22 protein-coding genes and 1 tRNA gene are annotated in these 18418 nt (G+C 63.8%); 12 read left to right on the top strand and 11 right to left on the bottom strand.

Features of this window, described 5'->3' with window-relative positions; translation table 11 throughout:
* Positions 1–2: 2 nt before the first annotated feature.
* The 12 genes from tolQ to ACTYOL_RS21060 all read left to right on the top strand — a co-directional run bounded on the left by tolQ (position 3) and on the right by ACTYOL_RS21060 (position 9596).
* Positions 3–698 carry a protein TolQ gene (gene tolQ / locus ACTYOL_RS21115; protein WP_054890996.1) on the top strand — a complete coding sequence of 232 codons (696 nt, stop codon included), beginning with the start codon at positions 3–5 and terminating at the stop codon, positions 696–698.
* 14 nt (positions 699–712) lie between these two features.
* Positions 713–1165: a protein TolR gene (tolR, locus tag ACTYOL_RS21110; protein ID WP_054890995.1), complete on the top strand. Its 453-nt coding sequence runs from the start codon at positions 713–715 to the stop codon at positions 1163–1165.
* The gene (tolA, locus tag ACTYOL_RS21105) at positions 1165–2232 is read left to right on the top strand and encodes a cell envelope integrity protein TolA (protein WP_054890994.1); all 1068 of its coding nucleotides are present in this window, start codon (positions 1165–1167) and stop codon (positions 2230–2232) included. The genes tolR and tolA overlap by 1 nt, the downstream gene beginning before the upstream one ends.
* Positions 2233–2258: 26 nt before the next feature.
* Positions 2259–3530 (top strand): Tol-Pal system beta propeller repeat protein TolB, encoded by a 1272-nt coding sequence (tolB, locus tag ACTYOL_RS21100; RefSeq protein WP_054890993.1) that lies wholly within the window; start codon positions 2259–2261, stop codon positions 3528–3530.
* Positions 3531–3583: 53 nt separating this feature from the next.
* Positions 3584–4081 carry a peptidoglycan-associated lipoprotein Pal gene (pal, locus tag ACTYOL_RS21095; RefSeq protein ID WP_023381906.1) on the top strand — a complete coding sequence of 166 codons (498 nt, stop codon included), beginning with the start codon at positions 3584–3586 and terminating at the stop codon, positions 4079–4081.
* Between the two features lie 6 nt (positions 4082–4087).
* Positions 4088–4894: a tol-pal system protein YbgF gene (ybgF, locus tag ACTYOL_RS21090; RefSeq protein ID WP_063545875.1), complete on the top strand. Its 807-nt coding sequence runs from the start codon at positions 4088–4090 to the stop codon at positions 4892–4894.
* Between the two features lie 160 nt (positions 4895–5054).
* The gene (queE, locus tag ACTYOL_RS21085) at positions 5055–5702 is read left to right on the top strand and encodes a 7-carboxy-7-deazaguanine synthase QueE (protein ID WP_153773378.1); all 648 of its coding nucleotides are present in this window, start codon (positions 5055–5057) and stop codon (positions 5700–5702) included.
* 16 nt (positions 5703–5718) lie between these two features.
* Entirely contained in the window at positions 5719–6393 is a 675-nt protein-coding gene (queC, locus tag ACTYOL_RS21080) for a 7-cyano-7-deazaguanine synthase QueC (RefSeq protein WP_444757021.1), read from the top strand.
* Between the two features lie 60 nt (positions 6394–6453).
* Positions 6454–6529, top strand: a tRNA-Lys gene (locus tag ACTYOL_RS21075).
* A 214-nt stretch (positions 6530–6743) separates the two neighbouring features.
* Positions 6744–7955 (top strand): N-acetylmuramoyl-L-alanine amidase, encoded by a 1212-nt coding sequence (locus ACTYOL_RS21070; RefSeq protein ID WP_444757020.1) that lies wholly within the window; start codon positions 6744–6746, stop codon positions 7953–7955.
* A 110-nt stretch (positions 7956–8065) separates the two neighbouring features.
* On the top strand, positions 8066–8950 hold the full coding sequence (locus tag ACTYOL_RS21065; protein ID WP_323454620.1) for a glycosyltransferase family 2 protein: 885 nt from the start codon (positions 8066–8068) through the stop codon (positions 8948–8950).
* Positions 8951–9026: 76 nt separating this feature from the next.
* Positions 9027–9596, top strand: a complete 570-nt coding sequence (locus ACTYOL_RS21060) for a CatB-related O-acetyltransferase (RefSeq protein WP_444758170.1) — start codon at positions 9027–9029, stop codon at positions 9594–9596.
* Positions 9597–9603: 7 nt separating this feature from the next.
* Here the strand turns inward: ACTYOL_RS21060 and ACTYOL_RS21055 are convergent, their stop codons facing one another.
* The 11 genes from ACTYOL_RS21055 to ACTYOL_RS21005 all read right to left on the bottom strand — a co-directional run bounded on the left by ACTYOL_RS21055 (position 9604) and on the right by ACTYOL_RS21005 (position 18227).
* Positions 9604–9843, bottom strand: a complete 240-nt coding sequence (locus ACTYOL_RS21055) for a DUF1427 family protein (protein ID WP_054890987.1) — start codon at positions 9841–9843, stop codon at positions 9604–9606.
* 4 nt (positions 9844–9847) lie between these two features.
* Positions 9848–10501, bottom strand: a complete 654-nt coding sequence (locus ACTYOL_RS21050) for a hydrolase (RefSeq protein ID WP_444757019.1) — start codon at positions 10499–10501, stop codon at positions 9848–9850.
* Between the two features lie 145 nt (positions 10502–10646).
* A complete protein-coding gene (locus tag ACTYOL_RS21045; RefSeq protein WP_444757018.1) occupies positions 10647–11351 on the bottom strand; it encodes a LysR substrate-binding domain-containing protein in 705 nt (234 codons plus the stop codon).
* Positions 11329–11550, bottom strand: a complete 222-nt coding sequence (locus tag ACTYOL_RS21040) for a helix-turn-helix domain-containing protein (RefSeq protein WP_444757017.1) — start codon at positions 11548–11550, stop codon at positions 11329–11331. The genes ACTYOL_RS21045 and ACTYOL_RS21040 overlap by 23 nt, the downstream gene beginning before the upstream one ends.
* 117 nt (positions 11551–11667) lie before the next feature.
* Complete coding sequence (locus ACTYOL_RS21035; protein ID WP_054890984.1) at positions 11668–12723, bottom strand: ABC transporter substrate-binding protein; 1056 nt, start codon at positions 12721–12723, stop codon at positions 11668–11670.
* Positions 12724–12739: 16 nt separating this feature from the next.
* Positions 12740–13876, bottom strand: coding sequence for an NAD(P)/FAD-dependent oxidoreductase (locus tag ACTYOL_RS21030; protein ID WP_444757016.1), 1137 nt, complete (start codon positions 13874–13876; stop codon positions 12740–12742).
* A complete protein-coding gene (locus ACTYOL_RS21025; RefSeq protein ID WP_200602999.1) occupies positions 13873–15228 on the bottom strand; it encodes an FAD/NAD(P)-dependent oxidoreductase in 1356 nt (451 codons plus the stop codon). Before ACTYOL_RS21025 ends, ACTYOL_RS21030 begins: the two co-directional genes overlap by 4 nt.
* Entirely contained in the window at positions 15225–15515 is a 291-nt protein-coding gene (locus ACTYOL_RS21020) for a (2Fe-2S)-binding protein (RefSeq protein ID WP_125931589.1), read from the bottom strand. Before ACTYOL_RS21020 ends, ACTYOL_RS21025 begins: the two co-directional genes overlap by 4 nt.
* Before the next feature lies 1 nt (position 15516).
* Positions 15517–16311 (bottom strand): ABC transporter permease, encoded by a 795-nt coding sequence (locus ACTYOL_RS21015; protein WP_054890980.1) that lies wholly within the window; start codon positions 16309–16311, stop codon positions 15517–15519.
* Between the two features lie 3 nt (positions 16312–16314).
* Positions 16315–17205 (bottom strand): ABC transporter permease, encoded by an 891-nt coding sequence (locus ACTYOL_RS21010; protein WP_200602998.1) that lies wholly within the window; start codon positions 17203–17205, stop codon positions 16315–16317.
* On the bottom strand, positions 17202–18227 hold the full coding sequence (locus tag ACTYOL_RS21005) for an ABC transporter ATP-binding protein (RefSeq protein WP_197890634.1): 1026 nt from the start codon (positions 18225–18227) through the stop codon (positions 17202–17204). The genes ACTYOL_RS21010 and ACTYOL_RS21005 overlap by 4 nt, the downstream gene beginning before the upstream one ends.
* Positions 18228–18418 lie beyond the last annotated feature (191 nt).

The raw sequence follows: 18418 nt of genomic DNA, 5'->3' as shown, positions 1-18418 counted from the left end.
GCGTGGAAGCAAACGTCGTCGACCATACCTCCATGTGGAGCCTGGTCGCCAATGCCAGTGTGGTGGTTCAGCTGGTAATGCTGACTCTCGTGGCAGCCTCGGTGACCTCTTGGATCATGATCTTCCAGCGCAGCACCATGCTGCGCGCCGGTCGTCGTGCACTGGACGCTTTCGAAGAGCGTTTCTGGTCGGGCATCGACCTGTCCAAACTGTATCGTCAGGCCGGCAGCAACCCTGATCCGGACTCGGGTGTCGAGCAGGTCTTCCGCGCCGGCTTCAAGGAATTTTCGCGCCTGCGCCAGCAGCCGGGCGTCGATCCTGATGCGGTCATGGAAGGGGTGGGGCGCGCCATGCGTGTAGCCATCTCCCGCGAGGAAGAGAAGCTCGAGCAGAGCCTGCCATTCCTGGCCACCGTCGGTTCCACCAGCCCGTACATCGGCCTGTTCGGTACCGTATGGGGCATCATGAACTCCTTCCGCGGCCTGGCCAGCGCCCAGCAGGCCACCCTTGCCACCGTGGCACCCGGCATTGCCGAGGCACTGATCGCCACCGCGATCGGCCTGTTCGCCGCGATCCCGGCAGTCATCGCCTACAACCGCTTCGCTGCACGCAGCGAAACACTGATCGGTCGCTACTACACGTTCGCCGATGAGTTCCAGGCGATCCTGCACCGCAAAGTACACACCAGCGAAGAGTGATCAGGTAGACATCCATGGCCCGAGTTCGCCACAAACGCAAGCCGGTCGCCGAGATGAACGTGGTGCCCTACATCGACGTGATGCTGGTGCTGCTGGTCATCTTCATGGTGACCGCACCCATGCTCAACCAGGGCGTGAAGGTCGACCTGCCCAAGGTTTCCAGCGAAGCCTTGCCGCAGGACAACAACGTCCAGATCCTCACCATCTCGATCAAGGCCGACAAAACCTACTACTGGAACCTCGGTAGCGAAGTCGATACCGACAAACAGATGGACAAGGCGATGACCCTGCCGGAAATGACCAACGCGGTGACCAAGATCATCGCTGCCGGCCGCGACCAGGGCAAACAGACCCAGGTGTTCATCCGGGGTGACAAGGCCGTCGACTATGGCGCGGTCATGGGCGCCATGGGCGGGTTGCAGAAAGCCGGTGTCGGTAACGTTGGCCTGATTACCGAGGCGCCCTGATGCAACAGCGAGAGCCATCCGCCTCGGAAAGCTACTTCTGGCCCAGCGTCTGGGCCATTGGCCTGCATGTGCTGGTGTTCGGCCTGCTGTTCGTCAGCTTCGCCATGACGCCTGAACTGCCGCCGTCCAAGCCGATCGTCCAGGCTACGCTCTATCAGCTCAAGTCAAAGAGCCAGGCGACCACCCAGACCAATCAGAAGATTGCCGGGGAAGCCAAGAAAACGGCTTCACGCCAGACTGAAGTCGAGCAGATGGAGCAGAAGAAGGTCGAGCAGGAAGCTGTGAAGGCCGCGGAACAAAAGAAAGCCGACGCCGCTCAAAAGGCCGAGGAAGCTCGCGAGGCCGCCGAAGCCAAGAAAGCCGAGGACGCTGCCAAGGCTGCCGAGGCGAAAAAGGCCGCCGAGCAAAAGAAGGCCGAGGAAGCGAAGAAGCAGCAGGCTGACATCGCCAAGAAGAAGGCAGAAGACGAGGCCAAGAAACAGGCCGAGGAAGAAGCCAAGAAAGCTGCGGCCGAAGAGGCGAAGAAGAAAGCCGCCGAAGACGCCAAGAAAAAAGCAGCCGAGGACGCCAAGAAGAAAGCAGCGGCGGCCGAGGAAGCGAAGAAGAAGGCAGCCGAAGAGGCCAAGAAGAAGGCCGCTGCGGATGCACAGAAGAAAAAGGCACAGGATGCAGCCCGCAAGGCGGCTGAAGACAAGAAGGCTCAGGCTCTGGCCGAGTTGCTGTCCGACACCACCGAGCGTCAGCAGGCACTGGCCGACGAGCAAGGCGACCAGGTGGCGGGTGATTTCGACGACCTCATCCGCATGCGTGCGGCCGAAGGTTGGGCGCGTCCGCCATCCGCGCGCAAAGGCATGACGGTAGTCCTGCAGATCAACATGCTGCCGGACGGCACGATCACCAATGTGAGCGTGGCCAAGTCCAGTGGCGACGGTCCGTTCGACAGCTCGGCCGTGGCCGCGGTGAAGAACATTGGCCGGTTGACTGAAATGCAGGGCTTGAAGCCGAACGAGTTCAATCCGTATCGTTCGTTCAAGATGACATTTACACCTGAGGATCTAGCGTTGTGATTAAACGTCTGAGAGGACTGCTGGTCATGCTCTGCTGCGTGGCAGGCATGGCCGTGGCAGAGGAAAAGAACATCCTGGTCACCAGCGGCAGCGACCGGGCCACGCCCATTGCGGTAGTGCCGTTCGGTCTGCAGGGTGGCAGCGTGCTGCCGGAAGACATGGCCGACATCATCGGCAACGATCTGCGCAACTCCGGCTACTACGCGCCCATCCCGCGGCAGAACATGATCAGCCAGCCGACCCAGGCCAGCGAAGTCATCTTCCGCGACTGGAAAGCGCTGGGTGCCCAGTACGTGATGGTCGGTAGCATCGTGCCGTCCGGTGGTCGCCTGCAGATCAGCTACGCGCTGTTCAACGTTGCCACCGAGCAACAGGTGCTGACCGGCAGTGTCGGTGGTGGCGTCGATCAACTGCGCGACATGGCGCACTACATCGCCGACCAATCGTTCGAGAAGCTCACCGGTATCAAGGGTGCGTTCTCCACCCGCATGCTGTACGTGACCGCCGAGCGTTTCTCGACCAACAACACCCGCTACACCCTGCAGCGTTCCGACTACGACGGTGCCCGTGCAGTGACGCTGCTGCAGTCGCGCGAGCCCATCCTGTCGCCGCGTTTTGCGCCTGATGGCAAGCGTATCGCCTATGTTTCGTTCGAGCAGAAGCGTCCACGTATCTTCGTCCAGCACATCGACACCGGTCGCCGCGAGCAGATCACCAACTTCGAAGGCCTCAATGGTGCACCGGCCTGGTCGCCCGATGGCAATCGCCTGGCGTTCGTGCTGTCCAAGGACGGCAACCCGGACATCTATGTGATGAACATGGGGTCGCGTCAGATCAGCCGTGTCACTGCAGGCCCTGGTATCAATACCGAGCCGTTCTGGGGCAAGGATGGCAACACCCTGTACTTCACCTCCGACCGTGGTGGCAAGCCACAGATCTACAAGACGTCGGTGGGTGGCGGTGGCGCCGAGCGTGTCACCTTCGTTGGCAACTACAACGCCAACCCGAAACTGTCGGCGGATGAAAAGACCCTGGTAATGATCCATCGCCAGGAAGGTTTCACCAACTTCAAGGTGGCTGCCCAGGACTTGCAACGGGGAAGTGTAAAGATTCTTTCTGAAACGAGTCTTGATGAGTCTCCCACTGTTGCGCCTAACGGCACCATGCTAATCTACGCCACCCGCCAGCAGGGCCGGGGAGTCTTGATGCTCGTGTCGCTTAACGGCCGTGTGAGGCTCCCACTTCCTACCGCTCAAGGCGAAGTCAGAGAACCGTCCTGGTCCCCCTACCTGAACTGATTGCGGCGTAACAATTTTGCTTAACACACTGGGGTTTCATTAGGAGTTTCACGATGGAAATGCTGAAGTTTGGTAAATTCGCTGCGCTGGCTCTGGCCATGGCCGTAGCTGTAGGTTGCTCCTCCAAGGGCGGTGACAACGCTGGCGAAGGCGCTGTTGATCCGAACGCTGGCTACGGTGCAAACACCGGCGCTGTCGACGGTTCCCTGAGCGAAGAAGCCGCCCTGCGCGCAATCACCACCTTCTACTTCGAATACGACAGCTCGGATCTGAAGCCAGAAGCCATGCGCGCCCTGGACGTTCACGCCAAGGACCTGAAAGCCAACGGCAACCGCGTTGTTCTGGAAGGTAACACCGACGAGCGCGGTACCCGCGAGTACAACATGGCTCTGGGCGAGCGTCGTGCCAAGGCCGTTCAGCGCTACCTGGTTCTGCAGGGCGTTTCCCCTGCTCAGCTGGAACTGGTTTCCTACGGCGAAGAGCGTCCAGTTGCTACCGGCAACGACGAGCAGTCCTGGGCTCAGAACCGTCGCGTAGAACTGCGTAAGTAAGTTCTTATGCGTATGTGCCGTCGTGTTGTAACCGTCCTCGCCCTCAGCCTGCCGCTTTCTGCGTGGGCTGCGGTTCCTGTAGTTGATGACAACGGAGGCAGTTATCCGCCTTCGGGTTATGGCACGAGCGGCGCCTATGCCGGGGCAGGGGCTTCGGCCCCTGCTTCTGCACAGGGTCAGCTGTTCCTGCAGCTGCAACAGATGCAGGACCAGATTTCCCGTCAGCAAGGCATCATCGAAGAGCTGCAGAACGATGTGTCGCGCATGAAGCAGGAAAACCTGGAGCGATACCAGGATCTGGACCGCCGCATCAACAGTGGTGCCGCACCAGCCGCTACACCCGATAATTCCTCCACCGGTGGCGCATCCGACGCCGCAGGTGCCGCTGCAGGCGCAAGCGCTGCGCAGCAACCGGCTGCCAATGGCGAGCCGGCCGATCCGGCGAAAGAAAAGCTGTTCTACGATGCTGCTTTCGATCTGATCAAGCAGAAGGACTTCGACAAGGCCAGTCAGGCCTTCAGCGCCTTCCTGCGCAAGTATCCCAACAGCCAGTACGCCGGCAACGCGCAGTACTGGCTGGGTGAGGTCAACCTCGCCAAAGGCGACCTGCAAGGCGCCGGCCAGGCCTTCGCCAAGGTCAGCCAGTTGTACCCCAAGCACAGCAAGGTGCCTGACTCGCTGTACAAGTTGGCCGATGTCGAACGTCGCATGGGCCACACCGACAAGGTCAAGGGCATCCTGCAGCAAGTCATCACCCAGTACCCCGGCACCTCCGCCGCACAGCTGGCTCAGCGTGACCTGCAGAAGCTCTGAACTGCACCGCTTGAAAGAAACCCGCGCCTGGCGCGGGTTTTTTCGTTAGAATCTCTGCCCTTTTTTCGTAAACACGCTGTTGCGGATAACGCTATGTCGAGTCTGCAGCAGTGCCTGACGGAGGCGGTCAGCCTGTATAGCTGTCACGCCCGTGGCGACCATGCAAGACACATTACGTATCACCGAAGTCTTTTACTCGTTGCAGGGTGAAACGCGAACGGCTGGCTTGCCCACCGTGTTCGTGCGTTTGACCGGCTGCCCGCTGCGCTGCCAGTACTGCGACAGTGCCTATGCATTCAGTGGCGGCACACTGCGTACCCTCGACGACATTCTCGAGCAGGTCGCGGGTTTTCGTCCGCGCTATGTCTGCGTCACTGGGGGCGAACCGTTGGCTCAGCCCAACGCATTGCCTTTGCTTGAGCGCCTGTGCGATGCGGGCTACGAGGTTTCGCTGGAGACCAGCGGCGCGCTCGACATCTCGCGGGTGGACACGCGGGTCAGTCGCGTGGTCGACCTCAAGACCCCAGGTTCGGAAGAGGTTCACCGTAACCGCTACGAGAACATCGACCACCTGACGAGCAATGATCAGGTCAAGTTCGTCATATGCTCCCGCGAGGACTACGACTGGGCAGTGTCCAAGCTGATCCAGTACAACCTCGAAAGACGGGCAGGTGAAGTCCTGTTCTCGCCCAGCCACCATCAGGTGAGCGCCAGCGACCTGGCCGACTGGATCGTCGCCGATAACCTGCCCGTGCGTTTCCAGCTGCAACTGCACAAGTTGCTGTGGAACGACGAACCGGGCCGCTGATCAAGAGAGTGATGACATGACTGAAAAACGTGCGGTAATCCTGCTGTCTGGCGGCCTGGACTCGGCCACTGTGGTCGCCATGGCCAAGGCCGAGGGCTACAGTTGCTACACCATGAGCTTCGATTACGGCCAGCGCCACCGCGCCGAGCTCAACGCCGCTGCGCGGGTGGCTCGCGATCTGGGGGTGGTCGAGCACAAGGTCATTGGCTTGAATCTCGATGGTATTGGCGGTTCGGCCCTCACCGACAGCAGCATCGATGTGCCTGAAGCACCTACCGAGGGTATTCCGGTCACTTATGTACCGGCGCGCAACACCGTATTCCTGTCGTTGGCGCTGGGCTGGGCGGAAGTGCTGCACGCTCATGACATCTTCATTGGCGTCAACGCTGTTGATTATTCGGGTTACCCCGATTGTCGCCCGGAGTTCGTCGAGGCCTTCGAGCGCATGGCCAACCTGGCTACCAAGGCGGGGGTGGAAGGGCAGGGGTTCCGCATCCAGGCGCCACTGCAGAACCTGAGCAAGGCGCAAATCGTCGAGGCCGGTATCGCCCGTGGGGTGGACTACAGTCTGACGGTTTCCTGCTATCAGGCAGATGATGATGGCCGCGCCTGTGGCAAATGCGACAGTTGCCGCCTGCGGGCAGAAGGCTTCAAGGCCGCAGGTGTGGCCGATCCGACACGCTATTTTTGAGAAATTTTCGATGGAGTGTTGATTTCCTCTGAGAAATCAGTAATATACGCGCCATCCAGCGGGTCGTTAGCTCAGTTGGTAGAGCAGTTGGCTTTTAACCAATTGGTCGTAGGTTCGAATCCTACACGACCCACCATATTCACAGCGGTTCGCATGTATTGAACCACTGTACGAAAAGCCCGCCTTATGGCGGGCTTTTTCGTTTGCGTCTCCGTGGTTCATGCCGGGTTCAACCAGCGTGTGCAGATCGCGGGCGCGTGACAACAAGCAAGCCTTGCAAATGACTTTAAAATGTTATGTTATAACTTTTATTATAATCAGCTTTTTGTCGACACGAGTGCCCCTCCGCCATGGACAGACGCACCTTCCTGCAGCTGCTGTTTGCCGGCTGCACCTTGCCTGTCAGCCGCCTGGTGCTGGCAAATACCGCCGAGCAGGTTCGCGGTGCAGTATTGCGCCAGGCAGCAGAGGGCACGACCCTGCTGCTGGACCTCAGTGGCCCGGTAGCGGCCCGCACCTTCACCCTCGAAGCGCCGCCGCGGCTGGTTCTTGACCTGCAAGGCGCGGGGCTGGCGACTTCGCTTGATGGGCTGGCCCTCAAGGGCACGCCAATCAAGGCAATTCGCAGTGCAGCGACTGCAGACGGCGGCTTGCGCATTGTGCTGGACCTGCGCTCACCGGGGATTTCCGGCGAGTTGCAGACGCTCGCCCGCGGTCGGCAGTTGGCCCTGCGTCTTGGCGGATTGCCAGTTGCGGCCGCAGTGCCGACGGGCAAGGCTGTCGGGAATATGGCGCCGCCGCAGGGGCGTGACCTGCTGATCGTCATCGACGCCGGTCACGGCGGCAAGGATCCCGGTGCGGTGGGCTCTCGGGGCGAGCAGGAAAAGCTCGTCGCCTTGTCCATCGCCCGCCTGCTGGCGCGACGCATCGATGCGCAGAAGGGCTTCAAGGCGCGCCTGGTGCGCAATCAGGACGTGTTCATCCCGCTGCGCAAACGTGCCGAAATGGCCCAACGGCTGAACGCCGACCTGTTCATTTCCGTGCATGCCGACGCGGCGCCGAGGCGCACCGCATCCGGTGCCTCGGTGTTCGCCCTGTCCGAGCATGGTGCCACTTCGACCGTGGCGCGCTGGATGGCACAGCGCGAGAACGATGCCGATTTCGTCGGGGTGTCCAGCGTGTTGAAAAAGCCGCCCAAGGACCCGGTGGTGGCAGGCGTGCTGCTGGACATGTCGATGAACGCGACCATCTCCACCAGCCTGGACCTGGGGCATTCGGTGCTGGGCCAGCTGGAAGGCGTGGCCGGCCTGCACCAGGCCCGGGTGGAGCAGGCCGGTTTCGCGGTGCTCAAGTCGCCCAGCGTGCCTTCGATCCTGGTGGAGACTGGCTTCATGTCCAATGCCCGGGATTGCCAGCGGCTGCAGGATCCACGGCATCAGCGCAAGGTCGCCGAGGCGATTTTCGCCGGGCTCGACAAGCACTTTCGCAGGCGTGCACCCGATGGCAGCTACCTGGCCGCGCTTGCCGCGCATCGCCTAGCCGAGGCTGGCGTCCAAGGCTGAAGCTGGCCGCTTCGAGAACGCAGCGGGCTTGCGTATACTGTGCCGCTTCACGGTCCAGGGCTGAGCCTTGCGACCCGCTCACGCATCGCGCACAGAGGCTTGCCAGTACGATGACGCAAGGATGTACTTCCACCACCGAGGCTTCGGCACCGCTGATCTCGGTCGTCGCCCCCTGCTACAACGCCGAGAAGTACCTGGAGGCCGCCCTGGCGAGCATCTTTGCCCAGGACTACCCGAACTTCGAAGTCATCATCGTCGACGACGGCTCCAGCGACCGAAGCGTGGAGATGCTGCGCGCGTTGCAGTCGACCTACGATTTCACCCTGCTGACCCAGGCCAACCAAGGGGTCAGCGGCGCGCTCAATACCGGTCTGCAACATGCCCGCGGGGTCTATGTCTCGACCCCCGATCTCGACGACATCATGCTGCCGAACTCCCTGAGTGTTCGCGCCGCTTATCTGGACGCTCACCCGAAGGTCGGTTGTGTCGGCGCGTTGATCGTCTACATGGACACCGAAGGCCGCGACACCAAGGTGCAGCAGCGCACCGAAATCAAGACCTTCGATTTTGCCGAGATCCTGCGAGACGCCGTGGTCGTCGGCGCGCCTGGCTCGCTGTACCGGATGGAGGCGATGCGCGCGGCCGATTTCTACGATCCGGCTATCAAGGTCCAGGATTTCCAGATGACCTTGCGCATTGCCGCCCAGGGTTACGAGATCCACGAACTGCCGGTGTGCGTCACCCGCTACCGCCGCCACCCCAACAACCTGTCGCGCAAGTTCAAGGTGCTGCTGGAGGCTGATCTCAAGGCCATCGCGCCCTACCAGCAGTATCCGGGTTATGCCCGTGGGCGTTCGGTGCTGTTGCACAAGGCGCTCAAGTACGCCGTGGTTGCCGACAAGGCCTATGCCTGGGATCTGCTGCGCAGCATTCCCCTGCGCCACTACAACAAGACCACCCTCAAGCGCATCAAGCGCCTGATGTTCCACCGTTGATGCCGATCAAGGAGTGCCTGCCGTGAAATTCTTCAGGAACCTGGCCGAGCGCCGTGAACGCAAGCGTCTGCGGGCGATGGACAAGCTTGAGCGCGTATCTGAAAAAATCCGCATGCGTTATCCACGATACAGTGTTGGCGTGGGCAGTTATGGCGTGCCAGAGGTCACAGAGTTCGGTGAGGAATCTGTGTTGCGTATTGGCAGCTACAGCTCCATTGCCGCTGGCGTGCAGATTCTGCTGGGGGGCGAGCATCGCACCGATTGGGTCAGCAGCTATCCCTTTCCTGCCATGGTTGAAGGGCTGGAAGACATCACCGACTACGATCGCAGCAAGGGCGACGTGGTGATCGGCAGCGACTGCTGGATTTGCACCAACGCGGTGATCCTTTCCGGAGTCACCATCGGTCATGGCGCCATCGTTGCCGCCGGGGCGATGGTCACCCGTGATGTACCGCCATTTGCGGTGGTCGGCGGCAACCCGTGCAAGTTCATCCGCTGGCGCTTCGACGAGCCGGTGCGCGAAGCCCTGCTGGAGGCGGCCTGGTGGGACTGGCCGGTGGAAGAGGTCAAGCAGGTGGCGCGCATGCTCAGCAGCGCTGACCTGGACGCCTTCCTCGGCTACGCCAGAGCCCGTCAGGGCCGCTGAGGCCTCGTCAGTCGGGTGGCAGGTCGCGCAGTTCTGCGGGGCGCCGTTGCTCGGTCGTTGTGGTCTGCTCGGCCGTGTGATCAATGCGCAGCAAGCGCTTGCCCAGCGGCAGCGCCTGCTCGCCGACCAACATTCCCAAAAGCCCGACCAACGCGATGACCGGCGGCGCAGGGGAGCGCACGCCGGTCAGCGAATAGATCAGGCCCACCACCACGCCGATGCCAAGCGATAGCAGATAGGGCTTCATCAGCTCACCCCTGGTGGGCGGCGAACATGCTCTTCACGTACTGGATGCCGACCCCGAAGGCGCCGCCGTACTGGCGTGCAATGCCCGTGGTGAGGTCGTAGGTTTCAGTGCGCGCCCAGTCACGCTGCAGCTCCAGCAAGTAGGTCAGGGCGGTGATCGGCCGGGCGCCGGCCTGGATCATGCGCTGCACGGCGCGCTCGTGGGCTTCGGCGGTGCAGTCGCCGCAGGCGTCGGTGACCACGTAGACCTCGAAGCCCTGTTCGAGCGCCGACAGTACCGGACCGTTGCAGCATACCGACGTCCATAGCCCGCAGATCACCAGGCGTGGCTTGCCCACGGCGTTGATCCGGGCGACGAACTGCTCGTCTTCCCAGGCGTTGGACGTGGTGCGGTCGATGATTGCAGCCTCCGGAAAGGCCCTGCTGACCTCCTCGAACAGCGGGCCGGCGAACGACTCGCGGGAAATCGTCGAGATGATCGTCGGTACGCCAAAGCCCTTGGCCGTTTCGGCGAGGATGCCGGTATTGGCGCGCAGGTTGGTGATGTCGATCGACTTGGTGTTGAAGGCCATCTGTGACTGGTGATCGATCAGCACCAGGGCGTGGTCATCGGGGCTGAGCAGTGAGCGGGCGGGCTTGGCGGTAGCGTTGATAGTCATGGCGGGATCCTTCTGGCAGCAGGCTGCATGAGTACGTCGAAAGATCGGGAGGGCAGGGCCCCCTCGACGCCAGCGAGTCTAGAGCGCCATCTGCGCGAGCAGTGTGCATGCATGCACGGACGCTCGCGCAAGGGTGCACGGGGCTTCAGTCGAATCGCCCGCAGCCTTCGATGAAATCGCGCCGGGCGATGATGGCCTCGGCGCAATGCTGCATGAACGCGTGCACCCTGCCGGACTTGCGGATATCGGGATGGGTGAGGATCCACAGCTCATCGTAGACCTCCGGCTGCACCGGGCTCAGGCGCACCAGACCTGGCTGCAGGTCGCCATGCATGCAGGGAAGAAGGCCCACACCGATTCCTGCCGCGATAGCCGCGGCGACACCTGCGACCGAGTCGCTGCGGTAGATCACCTGTTCGGCGGCCACGGTCTGCTCGACGAAGTCGAACGCCCGCAGGCCCGACAATCCCTTGCCGTAGGAGACCCAGGGCATCCCCGCCAGTTCACGAGGCTGCGGCATCGGCAGTGGCTGTACAGGTTTGCGGCCATAGACCGCCCAGGCAATGGTTGCGACCTTGCGCCCGAACAGGTTTTCCGGTGGTGCGAGAGTGGCGCGAAAGGCGATATCGGACTCGCCCCTGGCCAGGTTCAGCGCAGAGTTGCCGACGCTCACCTCGATGCGGATCTGTGGGTTGGCGGTCTGGAAGCGGGCGACGATGGGGGTGAGGAAGTCCAGCAGCAGCGCATCGCTGGTGGTCATGCGCAGCTCGCCTTTAAGTCCTCGGGCGTGACCAGAGACGCGGCGGGCGACGCTGAGAATCTCCAGCTCAAGACGGCCAGCCAGGGCCACCAGTTCGCTGCCGGCATCCGTTGCGACGGCGGTCGAACAGGCATACGCCCAGACAGGTTTCCAGCGCTGTCAGGCGTCTGGAGACAGTGGAGTGGTTGACCTGCAGGGCAGTGGCGGCGGCCACCAGGTTACCGTGATCGGCAATGGCCTTGACGATGCGCAGGTCATCCCAGCAAAGCGTTTGCAACGGGTCGTTCATGGGCTCTTTGGCTCGGCTGAGGCGGCTTTGCCCGCAGAGTAGGCCCAGGCCCGCTACCGGGCAAGCCTACCGGCGTTAGGTCAGCTCGGCTCCGCTCCGCCTGTATCCGCGCCCTGGTCAGCGTTCGATCGAGCGACTCCAGCGCGCGTTCCACTGTGGCCGCTGCTGGTTGACCTCGTCCCAGTTCACCACCACGGCGCTCTGCTGGTACTGCTGCATCGCCTCGACCTGGCCGCGCGTGCGCTCGGTGGTCGGGGTCGTGGGGTTGGACGGAATCTGGTCGCCTTCCTCCAGCGCCGGGGCCTGGGCCGCAGGCGTCAGCAGGTAGGCGGCGAGCTTCTGCGCCAGCTCCGGCTGGTCGTTGTTGGCTACCACGCATTCAGCGAAGTTCAGCACCACCGCCCCTTCCTTGGGCTGGGCGTAGGCCACCGGGATGCCCTTGGCCTGCAGGGTGGTGACCTGGGTAGGCGTCAGCGGGAACAGGGCGGCTTCGTCGGTCTGCACCATCTCGGAGATCTTCGCGGAGCTGGCGATGTACTCCAGCACGTTCGGCCCGACCTGCTTGGGCCAGGCCTTGAAGCCCGGTTCGACGTTGCTTTCGTCACCGCCCTGCAGGCGGTTGTACATCAGGAAGCCATGCAGGCCGAAGGTCGAGGATGCCAGCGACTGGAACACCAGTTTGTCCTTGAAGCGCGGGTCTTGCAGGTCGCCCCACGAGGTTGGCGCTGCCCAGCCGTTCTTCTCGAACAGGCGGGTGTTGTAGGCCAGCCCCGTCACCCCGAGGCTGACGGCGACGGCTTCTTCCTTGATGCGTGCCTTCTGCGGAATCTGCGACAAGGCCTCGCTGGGCTGCAGCTTGCTGCACAGCCCCATCGAGATGGCCCGGTACATGATGCCGTCGTCGAGCATCACCACATGCATCTGCGGCTTCTTGCTGTTGGCCTGGACCTTGGCCAAATGGTCGGCCGAAGTGCCGGGCACGATCACCACCTTGACGTTGTTCGCCTGCTCGAAGGCCGGCAGCACCTTGTCGGCGTAGGTACGCTCCATGGTGCCGCCGTTCATGCCCAGGTACAGGGTCGGGGTGGCGGCCTGCAGCGTGGGGCTGGCGGCGAGCATAGCCAGTGACAGGCAGGACAAGCCGGTGCCGAGAATACGTTTGACGTGCTTCATGAAAGCGACCTTCCTCTTAGTGGTTACAGGCCAGGTCGTGACGGACCTGGAAACGACGGATGGAAAATGCCTCGATCGGCTGGCGGCTGGCGCCGTCGCAGACCAGCTCGGCCAGCGCCTCGCCGACTGCCGGGCCGATCTGGAAGCCTGCACCGGCAAAGCCGAAGCCATGCAGCAGACCGGGTTGGGTGGTGCTGGCGCCGATCACCGGCTCGTGGTCGGGCAGGTAGCCCTCGGTGCCGCTCCAGGTGCGGATCGCCTGGGCACCGGCCAGAAACGGGTAGAGTTCGACGGCGTTGCGCAGGATCGCCAGCACCGCCGATTGCCCTGGGCGGGCGCGGTAGGCGTCCAGGGCGAAGCCACGCCCACCACCGAGCACGCAATTGCCGCGGGCGACCTGGCGGGCATAGATGCCGCCGCCCTCGACACCGGTGCTGGCATTCATCACCCAGGGCAAGGGTTCGGTGACCAGCATCGCCGGGTGGCCAGACTCCATCGGTACCGGCTCGCCGAACTGCGCCGCCAGGTCGGCGGCCCAGGCACCGGCACAATTGAGTAGCCACGGCGCGCGCAGGCGCAGACCGCTCTGGGTGTGCAGGATGAAGCGCTGGCCATCGTGCTCGACACGGCTGTCGCCGGCCTGCTCGATGACCCGTGCGCCTTTCTGGCGGGCGGCGCGGGCGAATGCGGGGGAGACCAGGCGCGGGTTGGCGTGGCCATCGTCGGCGCAGTACGAAGCGCCGACGGCGATCTCGCCGACCCAGGGGTAGCGGGCGCGCAAGGTGGTGCGGTCGAGTAGTTGCAGGTCCAGGCCGTGGTCGCGGCTGGCCGCTTCATAGCGTTGCAGCGCGACGAAGTCGGCCTCGCTGCGCGCCAGTTTCAGGTGCCCGGAGCGCAAGTATTCGCCATCGATGCCGATCAGCGCAGGCAGTTCGCCCCAGATCTGGTGTGCCCGCTGCGACAATGGCAATTGTGCCAGGCTGCGCCCCTGGCGGCGCACACCGCCGTAGTTGACGCCGCTGGACTGGGCGCCGCAGAAGCCGCGTTCCAGCAAGGTCAGCGAACGGCCACGTCGGGCCAGGGCAAGCGCTGCCGAGGCGCCAACGATACCGGCCCCCATGACGATCACCTCCGAGTCGATCCACGGGCTCATGCGTCATGCTCCACGCCGAAGGGCAGGGGTTTGATCGGTGCCTGGGCGCGCAGGCGGCCGACCTCGTGCAGGGCCTTGCCACTGCAACTGGCGATGATTTCCGCAGCTGCCGCGCCGCACATGCGGCCCTGGCAGCGGCCCATGCCGACCCGGCAGTGAGCCTTGACCCGGTTGATCTCCCAGTGGCCTTCGCCGACCACGGCGCGCAACTCACCGACGCTGATCTCTTCGCAGCGGCACACCACCAGATCGTCCGCTGCCTGTTCGGCCCAACGCTCGGGGAAGGGAAAGGCGGCTTCCAGCCCTTCACGGAAACGGCCAATGCGTGTCAGGCGTTTTTCCAGGGTGCGGCAGCGCTGGAGATCGACGCTTTGGCCGAGGTCCTGCAGCAGAGCCAGGGCGGCGCGTTCGCCTGCCATCTCGGCGGCGTCGGCGCCCATGATCCCGGCGCCGTCGCCGGCCAGGTAGACATCATGCTGGCTGCTGCGCCCGGCCTCGTCGCGGCGCGGCAACCAGGCGCGGTTGAGCGAATTCCAGTCGAATGCACAGCCGAGCAGGTCGGCCAGTTGCGTTTCGCTGCGCAGCGCATGGGCGAAGGCCAGCGCATCGCATTCGGTGTCATGAAGCTGGTCGCCCTTGCGCCATATTGCTCGTTGCACCTGTTGCCCGCCTTCGATGCGTTCCAGCGTCGCGCCTTGGTGCACCGGCACGCCATGGGCGCTGAGCCAGGCGCGGTAGTACAGGCCCTTGCCCAGGGTTGCCGGTTGCTCCAGCAGTTCAGGCAGGGCGCGGCACTGGGCGCTGAAGGGCGCGCTGTCGAGCACGCCGAGGACCTTGGCACCGGCCTTGGCGTACTGGTAGGCCACCAGGTAAAGCAATGGCCCGCTGCCGCAAAACAGCACGCGCTCGCCAATGGCGCAGCCCTGATGCTTGAGCGCGATCTGCGCAGCCCCCAGGGTGTAGACCCCAGGCAGCGTCCAGCCCGGCACCGGCAGCACCCGATCGGTGGCGCCAGTGGCGATGATCAGGCGCTGGTAGGGCAGGTGCGCGGCATGGCCGTCGCGCAGGGTGTCCAGGGCGCCGTGTTCGGCGTTCCACACCAGGGTGCCGGGGCGATAGTCGATGTGCCCGGCGAGTTGTTCGAGGGTCTGGTGCAGCGCGCTGGCCTTGCGAGCCTCGAAGCCGTAGAGCTGGCGCGCCGGTCGCGTGAAGTTGGCCGGTTGGCGACGATAGATCTGCCCGCCGCCCTGGCTGGCTTCGTCGATCAGAACCGGACGCACACCGTGCTCCACCAGCGTCTGCGCGGCACGGATCCCGGCGGGGCCGGCTCCGACGATCACTACGGCGCTCATGGCCGGCGCCCCGGTTCGCGCAGCACCTGCTGTCCGGCTTCCAGCGCGGTGGCGCAGGCACGGACGCGGCGGCCATCACCCAACCGCACCCAGCAGTCCTGGCAGGCACCCATCAGGCAGAACCCGGCGCGGGGCTCGGCGCTGAAGTCGCTGCCGCGCAGGTGCGTTCCACTGGTCAGCACGGCGGTCAGCAGGGTGTCGCCGAGCAAGCCTCTGGCCGGCTCGCCGTCGAGGGTGAATTCCAGCACCGGGCGCTGGCGCTCGGCGAGGCGTTTGAACAAGGCCATGTCAGTGCTTCCCTACCAGGACCCGATCCAGGCCATAGACCCGGTCGAGCAGAATCATGGTCACCGCCGTCAGGGCGATCACCAGGGCCGACACCGCAGCCATCATCGGATCGATGGACTCGGTGGCGTAGACGTACATCTTCACCGGCAGGGTCTGGGTGGCCGGCGAGGTGACGAAGATCGACAGCGTCACCTCATCGAAGCTGTTGATGAACGCCAGCAGCCAGCCGCCGGCGATACCGGGCAGGATCATCGGCAGGGTGATCTTGCGAAACAGCGTGAAGCGGCTCGCACCCAGCGACTCGGCGGCCTGCTCGGCGCTGCGGTCGACGCCGATGGCGGCGGCGATGACCAGGCGCAGTACATACGGGGTGATCACCACGGTGTGCGCCAGCACCAGCCAGGTGAAGCTGCCGTTGACCCCGAGCAGGGCGAACAGGCGCAGCAGCGCCACCCCCAGCACCAGGTGCGGAATGATGATCGGCGACAGGAACAGCACATTGAGAAAGTCGCGCCCCGGGAACTGCAGGCGCGTGATCGCAAGCCCTGCCGGCACCGCGATCAGCGTCGCCAGGCTGGCGGCAAGGAACGCCAGTTGCAGGCTGTTGTTGAAGGCTTCGAGGAAGTCGGCGCGCTCGAACACCGCTTCGAACCAGCGCAGCGAGAACCCCGCCGTGGGCAGGCTCAAGGTGTTTTCCGGGGTGAATGCCACCAGGCACACCACCACCAGCGGTGCGAGCATGAAGACCACCACCAGGCTGTGGAAGGTCAGGGCCAGAGGACCGTTCTTGGACATGAGTTACCCCAGCGATTTCTTGTAGCGGCGTTCGATCATGCGGTTCCACGACAGCATGATCAGCAGGTTGACCAGCAGCAGGGCGATGGCGATGGCCGCGCCCATGGGCCAGTTCAGGTCGGCCAGGTACTGGTCGTAGACCAGCGTGGCGACCATCTTCAGTCGACGGCCACCGAGCAGGCCGGGGATGGCGAAGGAGCTGGCGGCCAGGCCGAAGACGATCAGCGTGCCGGACAGCACCCCTGGCATCACCTGCGGCAGCACCACCAGGCGCATGACCTTGGCTTGGCTGGCCCCCAGTGACAGCGCGGCCTGTTCGGCGGCCGGGTCGAGCTTCTGCAGGCTGGTCCAGACCGGGATGATCATGAACGGCAGCATTACGTGGACCAGCGCGATGATCACCGCGAACGGGGTGTACAACAGCTTCATCGGCGCGCCACCCAGGGCCTGGATGGCGTGGTTGACCAGCCCATCGGCGCCCAGCAACAGGCTCCAGCCGAAGGCACGCACCACCACCGAGATCAGCAGCGGGGTGAGGATCACCACCAGGAAGATCGAGCGCCACGGGCTGCCCATGCGGCTGAGGATGTAGGCCTCGGGTACACCGATCACCACGCACAGCAGGGTGACCAGGGCGCTGATCCAGAAGGTGCGCCAGAAGATTTCGAGGAAGTAGCTGTCGCCGAGCAGGGCCAGGTAGTGCTCGAAGGTCCAGTGGTCGGCACGGATGCCGACTTCGTAGTCGAACACATTGAACGACAGCACCAGGGTCAGCAGCAGCGGCACGATCAGCAGTGCGGCGAACAGTGCCAGCGCTGGTGCCGACAGCAGGTAGCCGCGCAGGTCACGGTGTTGCCTGGCGCAGGTGGCGGGGGCAGGCACGGCGCTGGTCATGCGCTCACCTCTTCGGCAGCGAGCACCCGCAGCAGCTCGGGCTGCCAGTCCAGGCCAACATCGACACCTTCGCCCAGCGGGGCGCTGCCATCGTTGCGACGCACCACGGTCAGCTCGCCCAGCGGCGTACCGATGCGGTACAGCCATTGGCTGCCAAGGAAGTAGCGGGTCAGGATGCGGCCTTGCAGGCGACCAACACCGTTGTCGAGCAGGTCGATCTTTTCCGGGCGCAGGCTCAGGGTCAGGCTGGCGTCGCGGCAGTGGTGCACCTGCGGCAGGCCTGCGCCGTCCAGCTCGCCGGGCAACAGGTTGGCCTTGCCGACGAAGTCGGAGATGAAGCGGGTGCGCGGGTGTTCGTAGAGGCGATATGGCTCGTCGACCTGGGTGACGCGTCCGGCCTGCATCACCACCACGCGGTCGCTGATCGACAGGGCTTCGGCCTGGTCGTGGGTGACCATCAGCGTGGTGATGCCGACTTCGCTCTGGATCCTGCGGATCTCGAACTGCATCTCCTCGCGCAGGTTGGCGTCGAGGTTCGACAGTGGCTCGTCGAGCAGCAGCACCGGTGGCTCGATCACCAGCGCCCGGGCCAGGGCCACGCGCTGGCGCTGGCCACCGGACAGTTCGCGTGGGTAGCGTTCGGCGTGCCGGTCCAGGCGCACCAGTGTCAGTACCTCGGTCACCTTGCGGCGAATCTCGGCTTCAGGCTGCTTGCGCATGCGCAGGCCGAAGGCGACGTTGTCGGCCACGGTCATGTGCGGGAACAGGGCGTAACTCTGGAACACCACGCCCAGGCCACGACTGCTGGGCTTGGTGTGGGTGATGTCGCGTCCGTCGAGCAGGATGCGGCCGCTGCTGACGTCGACGAAGCCGGCGATCATCTGCAGGGTGGTGGTCTTGCCGCAGCCTGAAGGCCCGAGCAAGGAAACGAACTCGCCTTGTTCGATGGCGAGGTTGGTGGCGACCACGGCGTCGATCGCGCCGTAGCGTTTGCAAAGATTGTCCAGCTGCAGAAAGGCCATGACTGCGTTCCACCTGTCTTTTGTCGCGTGTCGGGCACGCTTGTTGTTGGGGCAGATGCAAGGAGGCAAATCGAGGACCGATGAATACTCACAAGGCCACCGGTGTGTTGTTCGATTTGTCCCGGTGGACGCAGAGTAGGCGCAAGCCTAGGATGGCCTCAATGGCGAATTTCACTGAGTCGAGTACTATT

This window comes from Pseudomonas sp. A014 (genome assembly GCF_052378495.1).
Taxonomy (GTDB): Bacteria; Pseudomonadota; Gammaproteobacteria; order Pseudomonadales; family Pseudomonadaceae; genus Aquipseudomonas; species Aquipseudomonas machongensis.
This window is presented reverse-complemented; position numbering and strand designations above follow the sequence as displayed.

Excerpts from the sequence above, each read along its gene's own strand:
- tolR (WP_054890995.1), top strand. The coding sequence starts at position 713 with ATGGCCCGAGTTCGCCACAAACGCAAGCCGGTCGCCGAGATGAACGTG.
- tolA (WP_054890994.1), top strand. The coding sequence starts at position 1,165 with ATGCAACAGCGAGAGCCATCCGCCTCGGAAAGCTACTTCTGGCCCAGC.
- tolB (WP_054890993.1), top strand. The coding sequence starts at position 2,259 with ATGCTCTGCTGCGTGGCAGGCATGGCCGTGGCAGAGGAAAAGAACATC.
- pal (WP_023381906.1), top strand. The coding sequence starts at position 3,584 with ATGGAAATGCTGAAGTTTGGTAAATTCGCTGCGCTGGCTCTGGCCATG.
- ybgF (WP_063545875.1), top strand. The coding sequence starts at position 4,088 with ATGCGTATGTGCCGTCGTGTTGTAACCGTCCTCGCCCTCAGCCTGCCG.
- queE (WP_153773378.1), top strand. The coding sequence starts at position 5,055 with ATGCAAGACACATTACGTATCACCGAAGTCTTTTACTCGTTGCAGGGT.
- queC (WP_444757021.1), top strand. The coding sequence starts at position 5,719 with ATGACTGAAAAACGTGCGGTAATCCTGCTGTCTGGCGGCCTGGACTCG.
- ACTYOL_RS21070 (WP_444757020.1), top strand. The coding sequence starts at position 6,744 with ATGGACAGACGCACCTTCCTGCAGCTGCTGTTTGCCGGCTGCACCTTG.
- ACTYOL_RS21065 (WP_323454620.1), top strand. The coding sequence starts at position 8,066 with ATGACGCAAGGATGTACTTCCACCACCGAGGCTTCGGCACCGCTGATC.
- ACTYOL_RS21060 (WP_444758170.1), top strand. The coding sequence starts at position 9,027 with ATGGACAAGCTTGAGCGCGTATCTGAAAAAATCCGCATGCGTTATCCA.
- ACTYOL_RS21055 (WP_054890987.1), bottom strand. The coding sequence starts at position 9,843 with ATGAAGCCCTATCTGCTATCGCTTGGCATCGGCGTGGTGGTGGGCCTG.
- ACTYOL_RS21050 (WP_444757019.1), bottom strand. The coding sequence starts at position 10,501 with ATGACTATCAACGCTACCGCCAAGCCCGCCCGCTCACTGCTCAGCCCC.
- ACTYOL_RS21040 (WP_444757017.1), bottom strand. The coding sequence starts at position 11,550 with ATGAACGACCCGTTGCAAACGCTTTGCTGGGATGACCTGCGCATCGTC.
- ACTYOL_RS21035 (WP_054890984.1), bottom strand. The coding sequence starts at position 12,723 with ATGAAGCACGTCAAACGTATTCTCGGCACCGGCTTGTCCTGCCTGTCA.
- ACTYOL_RS21030 (WP_444757016.1), bottom strand. The coding sequence starts at position 13,876 with ATGAGCCCGTGGATCGACTCGGAGGTGATCGTCATGGGGGCCGGTATC.
- ACTYOL_RS21025 (WP_200602999.1), bottom strand. The coding sequence starts at position 15,228 with ATGAGCGCCGTAGTGATCGTCGGAGCCGGCCCCGCCGGGATCCGTGCC.
- ACTYOL_RS21020 (WP_125931589.1), bottom strand. The coding sequence starts at position 15,515 with ATGGCCTTGTTCAAACGCCTCGCCGAGCGCCAGCGCCCGGTGCTGGAA.
- ACTYOL_RS21015 (WP_054890980.1), bottom strand. The coding sequence starts at position 16,311 with ATGTCCAAGAACGGTCCTCTGGCCCTGACCTTCCACAGCCTGGTGGTG.
- ACTYOL_RS21010 (WP_200602998.1), bottom strand. The coding sequence starts at position 17,205 with ATGACCAGCGCCGTGCCTGCCCCCGCCACCTGCGCCAGGCAACACCGT.
- ACTYOL_RS21005 (WP_197890634.1), bottom strand. The coding sequence starts at position 18,227 with ATGGCCTTTCTGCAGCTGGACAATCTTTGCAAACGCTACGGCGCGATC.